The 14,437-nt window shown below is 75.1% G+C and carries 8 protein-coding genes and 1 pseudogene; 7 read left to right on the forward strand and 2 right to left on the reverse strand.

The window, feature by feature from the left end:
- From ABD323_RS33975 to moeZ, 3 genes are all read left to right on the forward strand, one after another.
- Positions 1-202 (forward strand): hypothetical protein (locus ABD323_RS33975; RefSeq protein WP_344445923.1); only part of this gene is annotated, 202 nt, incomplete at its 5' end.
- A gap of 75 nt (positions 203-277) precedes the next feature.
- Positions 278-1,372 (forward strand): NAD-dependent epimerase/dehydratase family protein, encoded by a 1,095-nt coding sequence (locus ABD323_RS33980; protein WP_344445924.1) that lies wholly within the window; start codon positions 278-280, stop codon positions 1,370-1,372.
- Positions 1,373-1,513: 141 nt separating this feature from the next.
- Positions 1,514-2,692, forward strand: a complete 1,179-nt coding sequence (gene moeZ / locus ABD323_RS33985; RefSeq protein WP_344445925.1) for an adenylyltransferase/sulfurtransferase MoeZ — start codon at positions 1,514-1,516, stop codon at positions 2,690-2,692.
- A gap of 78 nt (positions 2,693-2,770) precedes the next feature.
- Here moeZ and ABD323_RS33990 read toward each other — a convergent pair whose 3' ends face one another.
- On the reverse strand, positions 2,771-5,452 hold the full coding sequence (locus tag ABD323_RS33990; RefSeq protein ID WP_344445926.1) for a flippase-like domain-containing protein: 2,682 nt from the start codon (positions 5,450-5,452) through the stop codon (positions 2,771-2,773).
- A gap of 125 nt (positions 5,453-5,577) precedes the next feature.
- On the opposite strand from ABD323_RS33990, the gene ABD323_RS33995 reads away from it, so the two are divergent.
- The 4 genes from ABD323_RS33995 to ABD323_RS34010 all read left to right on the forward strand — a co-directional run bounded on the left by ABD323_RS33995 (position 5,578) and on the right by ABD323_RS34010 (position 14,143).
- On the forward strand, positions 5,578-5,970 hold the full coding sequence (locus tag ABD323_RS33995; protein ID WP_425556257.1) for an MGMT family protein: 393 nt from the start codon (positions 5,578-5,580) through the stop codon (positions 5,968-5,970).
- Between the two features lie 168 nt (positions 5,971-6,138).
- On the forward strand, positions 6,139-9,507 hold the full coding sequence (locus tag ABD323_RS34000) for an ATP-dependent helicase (protein ID WP_344445928.1): 3,369 nt from the start codon (positions 6,139-6,141) through the stop codon (positions 9,505-9,507).
- A 26-nt stretch (positions 9,508-9,533) separates the two neighbouring features.
- Positions 9,534-12,764, forward strand: a complete 3,231-nt coding sequence (locus ABD323_RS34005) for an ATP-dependent helicase (RefSeq protein WP_344445930.1) — start codon at positions 9,534-9,536, stop codon at positions 12,762-12,764.
- 191 nt (positions 12,765-12,955) lie between these two features.
- A complete protein-coding gene (locus ABD323_RS34010) occupies positions 12,956-14,143 on the forward strand; it encodes a PP2C family protein-serine/threonine phosphatase (protein ID WP_344445931.1) in 1,188 nt (395 codons plus the stop codon).
- Positions 14,144-14,184: 41 nt separating this feature from the next.
- Here ABD323_RS34010 and ABD323_RS34015 read toward each other — a convergent pair.
- A pseudogene (locus ABD323_RS34015) lies at positions 14,185-14,437 on the reverse strand (endonuclease/exonuclease/phosphatase family protein); the annotation flags it as partial.

Genomic DNA, 14,437 nt, shown 5'->3' on the forward strand with positions numbered 1-14,437 from the left:
CTCCGGGCTCGGCAACGCCCGGGTGGCCGAGGAGGCGACCCGGCTCGGCGCCGGGCTGCTGGCGGTCGGCACGGCCGGACTGCTGCTGACCACGGTCCGGTACCGGCCGGAGACCGCCCAACTGCTCGCCTGCGGCTCGGCCGCAGTGCTGCTGCTGCCGTACGCCTGGCTGGTGCTGGGCCGCCCGGGCGCGCACCGTTGACCGCCCACCACCCGGGGACCCCGCGCCGCGGGCCACGTTCCCGTCCCATCTGTCTCTCGTGGAAGGACACCCCTGATGAGGGTGCTGTTGCTCGGTGCCGGCGGTTATCTCGGCCGTAGGGTCGCGGACCGACTGCTGCTGGACCAGGACCTACAGGTCACCGTGCTCGGCCGGCGGGACTCGGCCGACATCCGGTTCGACCTGTCGGCCGGCAGTCCGGGGGCGCTGGCCCGGTTCCTGGACGCGGTGGCGCCGCAGGTGGTGATCAACTGCGCGGGCGCGACCTACGGCACCCCGCGCTCGCTGGTCCGGGCGAACACGCTCGCGGTGGCGACGGTCTGCGAGGCGATCCGGCGCAGCCGGGAGCCGGCCCGGCTGGTGCACGTCGGGTCCGCGGCCGAGTACGGGCCGGTGGCGCCGGGCGTGCCGATCCCGGAGAGCGCCGAGCCGCGGCCGGTCGGCCCGTACGGCGTCTCCAAGCTGGCCGGCACGGAGCTGGTGGTCTCCTCGGGACTGGACGCGGCGGTGCTGCGGGTCTTCGACGTGGTGGGCCCGGGCTCGCCGGCCGCCTCGCTCTTCGGTCGCCTCGCCGAGGGGCTGCGGCGGGCGCTGGAGCAGAACGAGACGCAGGTCAGGATGCCCGACCTGTCCGCCTTCCGGGACTTCGTCGACGTCCGGGACGTGGCGCAGGCGATCCGGTCGGCGGCGGTCTCGGCGGCCACCGGGGTGGTCAACATCGGCAGCGGGCACGCGGTGCGGGCCCGGGACGCGGCGGACCTGCTGGTGCGGGCCTCCGGCTTCGAGGGGGCGCTGATCGAGGAGGCCAGGACGGTGGTGCTGCCGGCCCAGCCGCTGGGCGAACCGCTGGGGCAGGCCGTCGCGGTGCCCTCGGGCGTGGGGCTCGGCCTCGGGGGCGGGCTCGGCGCGGGATCCGGGGCGGGGTTCGGCCCGGGCCTGGGCGGCGGGTCCGGCTCGGGGCTCGGGCCGGGGCCGGCGGGAGCGGTCGGCGGTGAGCCGCGCACGGTCGGTGAGCTGCGCACGGTGGGCGAGCCGGTGCCGTGGCGCCAGGCCGACGTCCGCACGGCCCGCGAGCGGCTCGGCTGGCGCGCGCACACGCCGCTGGAGGAGTCGCTCGGTGACGTCTGGTTGGAGACCGCCTGCCGGGTGTGAGCGGCCGGGCGCGCGCGGCGGGCGCCGGTCCCACGATCCGGCGCCGGCCGTCTCGCCCCTCGGACCTGCTGTCTCGGAATACCGGCCCCACGTGACACTGTTGCCGTAGTCACCACCGATTTGACGACCATCGGAGTCCCCGTGTCGCTGCCACCCCTGGTCGAGCCGGCCGCCGAGCTCACCGTAGACGAGGTCCGCCGGTACTCCCGCCACCTGATCATCCCGGATGTCGGGATGGCCGGGCAGAAGCGGCTGAAGAACGCCAAGGTGCTCTGCGTGGGCGCCGGGGGCCTGGGCTCCCCGGCGCTGATGTACCTGGCCGCGGCCGGGGTGGGCACGCTCGGCATCGTCGAGTTCGACACCGTCGACGAGTCCAACCTCCAGCGCCAGATCATCCACGGCCAGTCCGACATCGGCCGCTCCAAGGCCGAGTCCGCGCGCGACTCGGTCAAGGAGATCAACCCGTACGTCGAGGTGATCCTCCACAACGAGCGTCTCGACAACGACAACGTGATGGAGATCTTCGCCGGCTACGACCTGATCGTCGACGGCACCGACAACTTCGCCACCCGCTACCTGGTGAACGACGCCGCGGTGCTGCTCGGCAAGCCCTACGTCTGGGGCTCGATCTACCGCTTCGACGGCCAGGCCAGCGTCTTCTGGGCCGACCACGGCCCCTGCTACCGCTGCCTCTACCCGGAGGCGCCGCCGCCGGGCATGGTCCCCTCCTGCGCCGAGGGTGGCGTGCTCGGGGTGCTCTGCGCCTCGATCGGGTCGATCCAGGTCACCGAGGCGATCAAGCTGCTGACCGGCGTCGGCGAGCCGCTGGTCGGTCGGCTGATGATCTACGACGCGCTGGAGATGACCTACCGCCAGGTCAAGGTCCGCAAGGACCCCGACTGCGCGCTCTGCGGCGAGAACCCGACGGTCACGGAGCTGATCGACTACGAGGCGTTCTGCGGTGCGATCTCGGAGGAGGCCCAGGAGGCCGCCCTGGGCAACACCATCACCTCCAAGCAGCTCAAGGAGATGCAGGACAACGACGAGGACATCCTGCTGATCGACGTCCGCGAGCCCGGCGAGTACGAGATCGTCAGCATCCCAGGTGCGGTGCTCATCCCCAAGAACGAGTTCCTGATGGGGAACGCGCTGGAGAAGATGCCGCAGGACCGCAAGATCGTGCTGCACTGCAAGACCGGCGTGCGCTCGGCCGAGGTGCTGGCCGTGCTGAAGTCGGCCGGTTTCGCGAACTCCGTCCACCTGGGCGGCGGCGTGATCGGCTGGGTCAACCAGATCGAGCCCGCGAAGCCCGTCTACTAGCCGGACCGCACCGCCCGTGAACGGCCGCAGGGCCGCCCCCGACCGGGGGCGGCCCTGCGGCCGTTCACGGGCCAGGTCCTAGAGGGCGCCCTTGCGCTGCAGGACGCTGTAGGCGATCCAGCCCGGCAGGACCGGCAGCCAGAAGGTCAGGATCCGGTAGAGGAAGACCGCCGAGGTGGCCACCGCGGGCGGCATCCCGGCCAGCGTCAGCGCACCGAAGAGCGCCACCTCGACCGCGCCGATCCCGCCGGGCGTCGGCACCGCGGAGCCGGCCGCGTTGGCGGTCAGGAAGATCACCGCGACCGCCGGGAAGCTCATCGACCCGCCGAAGGCCCGCACCGAGGCGTCCAGGCAGGCGGTGAAGGCCAGGGTCAGCATCAGGATGCCGCCGAAGCCGGTCAGCAGCTTGGTGGGCGTCTGCATCAGGTCGAGCATCCGCGGCACCACGCCGAAGAAGAGCGAGCGCACCCGGGTCACCACGAACCGGCGCAGCGGCGCGACGGCCGCGATCACCAGCGAGAGCACCGCGGCGCTGAGCACCCCGATGATCACCGCGCGCTGGCTGCCCAGGTCGCCGTTGCCCTGCCGGCCGGTGATCAGGCCGAAGCAGAAGAGCAGCAGCAGGTGACCGCCCAGGCCCGCCAGCTGGGAGGCGCCGACGCTGGCCACCGCCTGGCCGGGCCGCACCCCGGACTTCTGCAGGTAGCGGGTGTTCAGCGCGATGCCGCCGACCGCCGCGGGGGCGACCAGCTTCACGAAGGACCCGGCGAGCTGGGCCGCTATGGTCCGCCGGAACGGCAGCCGCTCGGGCACGAAGCCGGTCAGGCTCATCGCGGCCGCCACGTAGGTGAGCGCGGCGGCGGCCAGCGCGGCGGCGGTCCAGCCCCAGTTCATCTGGGAGAACCGCAGCTGGCCGGGCTGGATGGTGGTCACCGCGAGGTAGGCCGCGAAGGCCAGCGCGACCACCGTGATCAGGGTCTTGGGCCGCAGCCGCTCCAGCTTCACCGGCTCCAGCGGGGCCTCCGGCGCGATCTCCAGGATCTCGGCCCGGATCCGGCTGAGCAGGTCCTCGCCGGCCACCGCGATGTCCTCCTCGGCCTGCTCGCGGGTGCGCTCGCCGGCCGCGACCTGCTCCAGGGCCAGCGCCTGCGCCGCGGCCTTGCGGTCCTTGGCGAGCCGGGCCAGGTCGGAGCGGGTCTGCCGGCTCATCCCGACCGGTTGCAGCAGCGGCAGCGCCGCGGCCACCCGTTCGGGGCCCAGCACCCGGTGCGCGGTGGCGACCGAGCGTTCGGGGCCGATCCGCAGGGCGAAGGTGGTCAGCAGCTGGGCGACGTCGATGCGCAGCGTCAGGTCACCGGCCGCGATGTCGCCGCCGGAGAGGTTGACCAGCAGGCCGTGCTTCTCGTCCACCACCAGCAGCGACTCGTCGGTGAGCCGGCGGTGGGCGATCCGGCGCTGGTGCAGGGCGGCCACCGACTCCCAGAAGGAGGCCATCACCTCGTCGGTGATCTGCTCGTCGGTCAGCTCGTCGAGGGCGCGGCCCTCCACCTTCTCGTAGACCAGGATCGCCGCGTCCGGGCCCAGCTCGGAGGTGGCCACCAGCTGCGGGGCGTGCGCCCCGGCCGCGGCCGCCGCGTACGCGATCAGCGCCTCCTGCTCCAGCGCCTGGCGCAGCGACTGGGGGCTGCGCCGCACGGCCACCGAGCGCAGCCGCAGCCGGCGCCAGAACCGGTAGAAGAAGCCGGAGGCCTGCTGCTCGCGGTCGATGATGTGGACGTCGAGGGTGGTGCCGTCCTGCTGGTTGACGTAGTAGCGGCGGGTGCCGCCGGGGGCGTCGGGGGCGCGGTGCGCGCCGGACGGCGCGAAGCCGACCTTGCGCAGGCCGAGCATCAGGTGCTGCCCGGTCGGGCGGATGTTCGGCGAGCCGATCGCGTACAGCGTGCCGTACGCCACCGACCAGCCGATCAGCACGGTCAGCAGCAGCGACAGCGGGGTGGTGTAGCCGCTGATCAGCTCGTTGGTGCCGCTGAGCACCACCACGATCCACAGCGCCACCCGCCAGCGCGGCCGGCTGCTCATGCCGACCGCCGTCATGTAGGCGATCACCGGGGCCAGGTAGCCGTGCACCGGGTCGGTGAGCGGGCCGCCGCCGCCCGCCGGCAGCCGGGTCAGCGCGTCGCGGACGGTCTGCGAGGCGCCCTCGGCCACCCACCAGTCCACGCCGAGCGAGACCCCGTAGGCCAGCACCGAGGCGAGCACGCCGTCGGCGACCCGCAGGCCGTCGCGTTTGATCAGCCGTTCGACGGCGAACGCCAGCGGCACGGCGAGCACCGCGACGCTGGAGAGCAGGCTGCCGATGGTGCTCAGCCAGGGCGCGACGTCCTTGACGTTGCTGTGGATGTCCGACTCGATGCCGGAGGTGGTGTTGCTGGCGATGCCGGCGATGACGAAGAGCGCGATGATGCCCAGCAGGCCGGCCAGGAAGCGGATCAGGTCGGAGGGGCGGTGGGCGCGGGCGGCGAGCAGTGGCTCGTCGACGGCGAGGTTCTCGCCCCCGACGCCCTCGACCTGGTCGGTGACCTCGTCCCGGTGCCGCTCCCCGGGCCGGTCGCCGGCCGGCGCCGGTCGCGGCTCCCGGGGTGCGGGCGCGGTGCCCTTCACCAGCGAGACGGCCGGTTCCTCGGCTTCCTCGGCGGGGGGCAGTGCGGCGGCGGACTCCTCGGAGTCCTCGTCCACGTCCACGTCAGCCGTCCCGGTCATCTGGTCTTGTCCTCGTATCACCACTCACCGCCTCGAAGATGGTGGCATGCCGAACTCCCTGCTGCTGGACAGGGGCCGCAACGGGCGCGCCGATTTGCGTCCGCGCGCCTTCGGGGTTCCTCCGGATGGGCAAGAATGCCCCGGTGACCGAGAACAGCGCGGACCAGCGCGCCACCGGTGAGCTGCCTCCGTTCGCCGAGCTGGTGCTCGACGTGGTCGACCGTATCCCGGCGGGCCGTGTCATGACGTACGGGGACGTGGCGGAGTACCTGGAGCAGGGCGGGCCGCGCCAGGTCGGCCGGGTGCTGGCGCTGTACGGCAGCGCGGTGGCGTGGTGGCGGGTGATCCGCGCGGACGGCGCGCTGCTGCCCGGCCACGAGCAGCGGGCGCTGGCGGCCTACCGGGCGGAGGGGACGCCGCTGCGCAGCACGGCGGGCCGGGGACCGGTGCGCGGCTCGCAGGCGGCCGAGGACCTGCCCCGGGTGGACCTGCGGCGGGCCCGCTGGGACGGGCGGTAGGACTGGCACGGTCGGCATCCTGCCCAGCCCGACCGGCTCCCACCTGCTCGAACAGGCGCGTGCGCGCTCCCGCGCGCCGGTCTGCCCCGCGGATCTCGTACGCTCGTAGGTCTTCCCCGGCCGGCGCCGGGGGTGACCGCCCGCCGACCTGCCGACCCCGGGACTTTCGTGGCCTCCCCCTACCGACTGGTGCGCAGCCCGCTCGCGACGCCCGCCCCGCCCGTGCTGGACCCGCACCAGCGGGCGGTGGCCGAGCACGCGGGCGGGCCGCTGCTGGTGCTCGCCGGGCCGGGGACCGGCAAGACCACCACGCTGGTCGAGGCGGTGGCCCGGCGGGTGGAGCGGGGCACCGATCCGGAACGGATCCTGGTGCTCACCTTCAGCCGCAAGGCCGCGATGGAGCTGCGCGACCGGATGGCCCTGCGGCTGCCCGCCGCGCCGCAGGCGACCACCTTCCACTCGTTCTGCTACGCGCTGCTCCGCTCCCACCAGGAGCCCGAGCGGTACGCCGAGCCGCTGCGGCTGCTCTCCGGCCCCGAGCAGGACGTGATGGTCCGCGAGCTGCTGGCGGGCGGCGCCCAGGACGCGGCGGACGGCGCCGGCCGGATCAACTGGCCGCTGGACCTGCGGGCCTGCCTGACCACCCGCGGCTTCGCCGACGAGGTGCGCGCGGTGCTGGCCCGCAGCCGCGAGCTGGGGCTGGGCGAGCAGGAGCTGGCCCGCTTCGCGGCGGGCGTGCAGCGCCCGGACTGGGCGGCGGCCGCGCACTTCCTGGCCGACTACCTGGACGTGCTGGACCTGCGCGGGGTGCTCGACTACGCCGAGCTGGTGCACCGCGCGGTGCTGCTCGCCGAGCGCCCCGGCAGCGATCTGCACGAGCGCTACGACGTGGTCTTCGTCGACGAGTACCAGGACACCGACCCGGCCCAGGTGCGCCTGCTGCGCCGGCTGGCCGGCGGGGGGCGGGACCTGGTGGCGGTGGGGGACCCGGACCAGTCGATCTACGCCTTCCGCGGCGCCGACATCAACGGCATCCTCGACTTCCCGCAGCAGTTCCCGCGCCGCGACGGGCAGCCGGCCGAGGTCCGGGTGCTGCGGGTCTCGCGCCGCTCGGCGCCGGTGTTGCTGGCGGCCTCGCGCGAGCTGGCCCGGCGGATGCCGATGGGGCGGCTGCCGGCCGAGAAGCTGGCCCAGCACCGCGCGCTGCTGGCGGGGCGGGCGGGCGAGGCGCAGGGGCGGGTGGAGGTCTACACCTACCCGAGCCCGGGGGTCGAGCTGGAGAGCGTCGCCGACCTGCTGCGCCGCGCGCACCTGGAGGAGGGCGTGCCGTGGGGCGAGATGGCGGTGCTGGTGCGGGCGGGCGCGCGGGCCATCCCCGGCGTGCGCCGGGCACTGAGCGCGGCCGGGGTTCCGCTGGAGATCGACGGCGACGACCTGCCGCTGCGCGAGGAGCCGGCCGTGGTGCCGCTGCTGCTCGCACTGCGGGTCTGCGCGGAGGGCGCCGCGTACGAGAAGTCGGCGGAGTCGACGTCCGAAGCCGCCGCCGATCCGGACGATGCGGGGGAAGCCGGTCAGGCCGCCGAGGCCGGCCGGACCGACCCGCTGACCGTCGAGGTGGCGCACACCCTGCTCACCGGCCCGCTGGCCGCCCTGGACGGCGCCGACCTGCGCCGGCTGGGCCGCGCCCTGCGCCAGGAGGAGCGCGCCGCCCTGCGCGGCGCGGGCGACGGCGACGGTCCGGAGCCGCTCGCGCGCCCGGCCGAGGAACTGGTCCGCGAGGCGCTGGCCGAACCCGAGCGCCTGCTCGCCCTGGACCCCGCGCACGCCCGCCGGGCCCGCGAGCTGGGCCTGCTGCTGCGCAAGGTCCGCGACCACCTGCGCGGCGGCGGCACCGGTGAGGAGGCGCTCTGGCTGCTCTGGGAGGGCAGCGCGCGCTGGCGCGAGCGGCTGGAGCGCGCAGCGCTGCGCGGCGGGGCGGGCGGCCGGCACGCCGACCGCGACCTGGACGCGATCTGCGCCCTGTTCGAGACGGCCGCGCGCGCCGAGGACCAGGTGACCGGTCACCGCGGCGGCCTGGACCTGCTGGCCGAGCTGGCGGCCCAGGACATCGCGGCCGACACCCTCACCGTGCGCACCGCCCGGCCCGAGGCGGTGCGGCTGATGACCGCGCACCGCTCCAAGGGCCTGGAGTGGCGCCTGGTGGTGGTGGCCGGGGTCCAGGAGGGCCTGTGGCCCGACCTGCGCCGGCGCGGCTCGCTGCTGGAGGCCGACCGGATCGGCCGCGACGGCCTGGCCGAGCCGCTCACCCCCGGCGCCCTGCTCGCGGAGGAGCGCCGGCTCTTCTACGTGGCCGCCACCCGGGCCAAGGAGCGGCTGATCGTCACCGCGGTCAAGGCCCCGGCCGAGGACGGCGACGAGCCCTCGCGCTTCCTGCGCGAGCTCTACCGCGAGGAGCTGGACCCGCGCACCGGCAAGGCCCTGCGCCGCACCCCGCAGGTCACCGTCGAGGACGTCACGCACCGCCCGCGCCGGCCGCTCTCGGTGGCCGCGCTGGTGGCCGAGCTGCGCGCGGTCACCGTCGATCCGGCCCGCTCGCCGCAGCTGCGCCGCACCGCCGCCGAGCGGCTGGCCCAGCTCGCCACCGCCACCGACGAGGACGGCGTCCCGCTGGTCCCGGCCGCGCACCCGGACCGCTGGTGGGGGATGGCGGACGTGACCGCGGGGCCGGTGCCGCTGCGCGAGCCGGACCGGCCCATCCAGCTCTCCGGCAGCGGCCTGGAACAGCTCGACGCCTGCTCGCTGCAGTGGTTCCTGGCCAAGGAGGTCAAGGCGCAGACCGGCACCTCGGGCGCGCAGGGCTTCGGCAACGTGCTGCACGCGCTGGCCGACGAGGTGGGCTCCGGGCGCACCCCGGCCGACCTGGCGGTGCTGATGGAGCGCCTGGACACGGTCTGGGACGCGCTGGCCTTCGACGCGCCCTGGAAGTCCACCCAGGAGAAGACCCAGGCCCGCGCCGCCCTGGAGCGGTTCCTGCACTGGCACGTGCTGGAGCGCGGCCGCAGCACGCTGGCCACCGAGCACGACTTCGACCTGACCCTGCCGGTGGGCGAGCTGGCGGTGCGCATCCGCGGGGTGATGGACCGGGTCGAGCAGGACGAGCTCGGCCGCGCCTACGTGGTCGACTTCAAGACGGGCAAGCAGCACCCCAGCGACCGCTCGCTGCCCGAGCACAAGCAGCTGGCCGTCTACCAGCTGGCGGTGCGCGCGGGGGCGCTGGACGGCCTGCTGGCGCAGCGCCCGCCGCTGGGCGGCGCCGAGCTGGTGCAGCTGCGGTTCGAGGACAAGCGGCTGCCGCAGGCGCCCAAGGTGCAGCACCAGCCGCCCGAGGCCGAGCCGTGGATCGAGAACCTGCTGGCCGACGCGGCCGGCCGGGTGCTGGCCGAACGGTTCGCCCCCAGCACCGGCACCGCCTGCGGCCACTGCGACTTCCGGCGCAGCTGCTCGGCCCAGCGCGACGGCCGCCAGCTGATCGATTAGGCACAACGTCGGACCGTCCGGTTACCGTGGCCACCATGCTCAGCCACCCCGACCAGCTCAAGGAGCTGCTCGGCATCCCCTTCAACCGGGAGCAGATGCGCGCCATCGGCGCCCCGCTGGAGCCTGCCGTGATCGTCGCGGGGGCCGGCTCGGGCAAGACCACCGTGATGGCCGCCCGGGTGGTCTGGCTGGTCGGCTCGGGCGCGGTGCGCCCCGAGCAGGTGCTGGGCCTGACCTTCACCAACAAGGCCGCCGCCGAGCTCGCCGAGCGGGTGCGCACCGCGCTGGCCCGCGCCGGGGTGCGCGAGCCCGTGGAGCCGTACCAGCCGTACGCGGCCGAGCAGGACGCCGGCGGCGAGCCGGAGATCTCCACCTACCACGCCTTCGCCGGGCGGCTGCTCAAGGAGCACGGCCTGCGGATCGGCATCGAGCCGGACGTGCGGCTGCTGGCCGACGCCACCCGCTTCCAGCTCGCCGCCCGGGTGCTGCGCACCGCCCGCGGCCCCTTCCCGCACCTGCGGGAGACCTTCTCGGCCCTGGTGGGCGAGCTGACCGCGCTGGACGCGGAGCTGGCCGAGCACCTGGTCGAGCCGGCCGAGCTGCGCGCCTTCGACACCGCGCTGCTGGACGGGCTGGCCGCCGTCAAGCTGACCAACGCCGACCTGCGGGCCGTCCCGGAGGCCGCCCAGGGCCGCCTGGAGCTGCTGCGACTGGTGGAGGAGTACCGCCGCCGCAAGGCCGCCGCCGGCCTGCTGGACTTCGGTGACCAGATCGCCGCCTCGGCCCGCCTGGCGCAGCAGCGCCCGGAGGTCGGGCAGCTACTGCGCGAGCAGTACCGGGTGGTGCTGCTCGACGAGTACCAGGACACCTCGGTGGCGCAGCGCCTGCTGCTGGCGGGCCTGTTCGGCGCCGGGCCGGGCAACGCCGGCGGCCACCCGGTGACCGCGGTGGGCGACCCCTGCCAGGCCATCTACGGGTGGCGCGGCGCCTCGGTGGCCAACCTGGACGACTTCCCGCTGCACTTCCCCGCGTCCGACGGCGCCCCCGCGGCCCGCTACGCGCTCAGCGAGAACCGGCGCAGCGGCGGGCGCCTGCTGGAGTTCGCCAACCGGCTGGCCGCTCCGCTGCGCGCGATGCACGAGGGCGTCGAGGCGCTGCGCGCGGCCCCCGGCGCCGAGCTGGACGGCTTCGCCCGCGTCGCGCTGCTGCCCACCCACGCCGAGGAGGTCGACTGGCTGGCCGACTCGGTCGCCCACCTGGTGCGCACCGGCACCGCGCCGGGCCGGATCGCGGTGCTCTGCCGCGGCAGCGCGGCCTTCCCGGAGATCCACGCGGCGCTGGTGGCGCGCGAGGTGCCGGTCGAGGTGGTGGGCCTGGGCGGGCTGCTGCAACTGCCGGAGGTGGCGGACCTGGTCGCGGTCTGCGAGGTGCTGCAGGACCCGACCGCCAACGCGGCGCTGGTGCGGCTGCTGATCGGGCCGCGCTGGCGGATCGGGCCGCGCGACCTGGCGCTGCTGGGCCGGCGGGCGGCCGCGCTGGTGGCCGCCGGCCGTCCGCAGGGCGCCGACGCGCTGAGCGCGGCGGTGGCGCAGACCGACCCGACCGAGGTGATCTCGCTCTCGGACGCGCTGGAGACCTTCCTGGAGGCGGCCCAGGACGACGACCTGCCGTTCTCGCCGCAGGCCCGGGTCCGCTTCGCGCACTTCGCCCGGGAGATCCGCGACCTGCGCCGGGTGCTGGCCGAGCCGCTGATGGACGTGTTGCACCGGGTGCTCACGGTGACCGGCCTGGAGATCGAGCTGGCCGCCTCCCCGCTGGCGCTGGCCGCCCGCCGCCGGGAGACCCTGAACGCCTTCCTGGACGTCGCGGCGGGCTTCGCCGACCTGGACGGCGACCCCGGACTGCCGCCGTTCCTGGCCTTCCTGCGCGCCGCCGAGACCTACGACCGGGGGCTGGACAGCAGCCTGCCCGGCGGCGAGGACACCGTGAAGGTGCTCACCGCGCACAAGTCCAAGGGGCTGGAGTGGGACGTGGTGGCGGTCCCCGGCCTGGTCCGCGGCGCCTTCCCGAGCAACCGCGCGCGCGAGCGGTGGACCAGCCGGCGCCCGGTGCTGCCGCACCCGCTGCGCGGCGACGCGGCCACCCTGCCGACCGTGCCGGCCTGGACCGCCAAGGGCATGACGGCCTTCCGGGAGGGCCTCAAGGCGCAGGCGGCCACCGAGGAGCTGCGGCTGGGGTACGTGGCCTTCACCCGCCCGCGCAGCCTGCTGCTGGCCTCGGGCCACTGGTGGGGTCCGAGTCAGAGCACGGTGCGCGGTCCCTCCGACTTCCTGGAGGAGCTGCGCGCGCACGCCGAGCGCCCCGGCAACGGCGAGGTCGAGCGGTGGGCCGAACCGCCGCTGGAGGGGGCCGAGAACCCGGCGCTGCGCCAGGGCGTGGAGACCCCCTGGCCGCTGCCGCTGGACCCGCACGCCCAGCAGGCCCGGCGCCGGGTGGCCGAGGTGATCACCCGCCGGCTGGACGGGCAGCCGCCCGCCGCCCCCGAGCGCCTGGCACCCGAGGAGCAGCGCCAGGTCGACTCCTGGGACCGGGATCTGGGCGCGCTGCTCGGTGAACTGGAGCGCTCGCGCCGCTCGGTGCGCGAGGTGCCGGTGCCGGCCGCGCTCTCCGCCTCGCAGTTGATGTGGCTGGCCGCCGATCCGGACGGCTTCGCGCACGAGCTGGCCCGCCCGCTGCCGCGCCCGCCGCAGACCGCGGCCCGCCGCGGTACCCGCTTCCACGCCTGGATCCAGGCGCAGTACGCGCCGTTGCTGCTGCTGGAGGCGGAGGCGCTGCCCGGCGTCGACGAGGACGGCATCGCCGACGAGCACGACCTGGCCCAGCTCAAGGAGGCGTTCCTGCGCGGTCCGTACGCCCGGCGCCGGCCCTACCGGGTGGAGGCGCCGGTGCAACTGGTGCTCGCCGGGCGGGTGGTGCGCGGCCGGATCGACGCGGTGTATCGCGAGGGTGACGGCGACGCTGGGTCACCGGGGACGGCGCGTTACGAGGTGGTGGACTGGAAGACCGGCCACGAGGAGAACGCCGATCCCCTGCAGTTGGCGATCTACCGGCTGGCCTGGGCCGAGCAGCACGGCCTTCCGCTGGAGCAGGTCACGGCGGCGTTCTGCTACATCCGCAGCGGCCGGGTCGAAAGACCGGTAGGACTTCCTGACCGGAAAGCGTTGGAAACGCTCCTGATCGGGAACAGTGACTATTAGGTCACAGAGAGCATCCAACTCGTCACGGAGTCGCGCGAAACCGATGCGCAGTGCACGTTTCGCGCCTATTGTGGGGTCGGTAACCGGTCACCCGCGTCTTCCCGGCCGCCGGACAGGCCCCCGATCACCACCCTCAGTCATCGCCGCAGGTGTCCGCGCGACACCGGGGCCTTCTGCTGGAGAGACCGACGTTGAGCGCGACCGGATGGTTCAGAGATCGGCTTGCCGGTCCGACCCGGGGCCCGGCCACTGTCCGCGCGACGGGCACCTGGCCCAGGACGGCACTGGCCCTGCCGTTCATCGGCATGGCCCTGGTGGTCTGCCTGGACTACTTCAGCACCATCGAGGTGACCGTCGAGCCGGCCCTCACCGCCGTGCCGGCGCTGGCGGCGATCGTCAGCCGCCGGGTCTGGTACCCGATCCTGACCGGCGTGCTGGCCGAGTGCGCGGCCTTCGCGATGGCGGCCTACAACGACGTGCTCGGCGAGTCGGTGCACAGCGCCACGGTCTTCGCGATCGCGCTGGTCACCGCGATCAGCTGGGTCAGCGCCACGCTGCGGGTGCGCCAGGAGCAGGCACTGGCCGACGCGCAGCTGGTGGCCGAGATCGCCCGCCGGGTGCTGCTGCGCTCGGTGCCCGACCGGGTCGGCACCGTGCGGGCGGCCGTGCACTACGCGGCCGCCGCCGCGCACGCCCGGATCGGCGGGGACCTCTACGAGGTGGTCAACACCCGGCACGGGGTGCGCGCGGTGGTCGGTGACGTCCGCGGCAAGGGCCTGAGCGCGGTGGAGACCGCGGCCGCGGTGCTGGGCGCCTTCCGCGAGGCGGCGCACCAGGAGCCGGCCCTGGAGAAGGTGGCCGGCTGGCTGGCCGTCAGCCTGGACCGGGCGCTGCACGAGAACGACCACCCCGGGGTGGAGGAGGAGTTCGTCACCCTGGTGCTGATCGGGGTGGGCCACGACGGCGTCGCGGAGATCGTCAACTGCGGCCACCCCGCCCCGCTGCTGCTGCGCGGGGACGGCGTGGTGCGGGTGCTCGAACTGGAGGAGACGGTACCGCCGCTGGGCGTGCTGGACCCCGCCGAGGTCGCGCCGCCGGTGCAGCGGGTGCTCTTCGAGCCGGGGGACCGGGTGCTGCTCTTCACCGACGGCGTGATCGAGGCCCGGGACCGGGCCGGGCTCTTCTACCCGCTCGCCGAGCGGCTGCCGGGCTGCGCCGAGGGCGGGCCGGTGGACGTGCTGCAGCGGCTGCACGCGGACGTGGTGCGGCACGTGGGCCGTCAGCTCGGCGACGACGCCGCGATGCTGCTGCTGCAGTACGAGCCGACCCCGGGCGGCTCGCAACTGCCGCACCAGAACGGCCGGCTGGCCCGCCAGTAGGGCGCGGGCCGGTCCGGCCGGGCGAGGCCCGAGGGCCGGTCCTACAGGTCGACCTCCACCAGCAGCGGCCGGTGGTCGGAGACCCCGACCCGCGGGGCCGAGGTGGTGCCGACCGCCGTGCGCGGCACGCCGACCGCGAGCACGTGGTCGAACTGCACGGCCGGGCGGTGCGAGGGGTAGGTGGGGGTGCGGGCCAGGTCGTGCCAGCCCTGCAGGCGCGGGCGCGGCTCGGGCCCGCGCCGGCGCCGCGGCACGGCGGCCCGGGCGCGGCGGGCGGCGCGCAGTTCGCCGCGG

The organism is Kitasatospora nipponensis (genome assembly GCF_039528135.1).
Taxonomy (GTDB): Bacteria; Actinomycetota; Actinomycetes; order Streptomycetales; family Streptomycetaceae; genus Kitasatospora; species Kitasatospora nipponensis.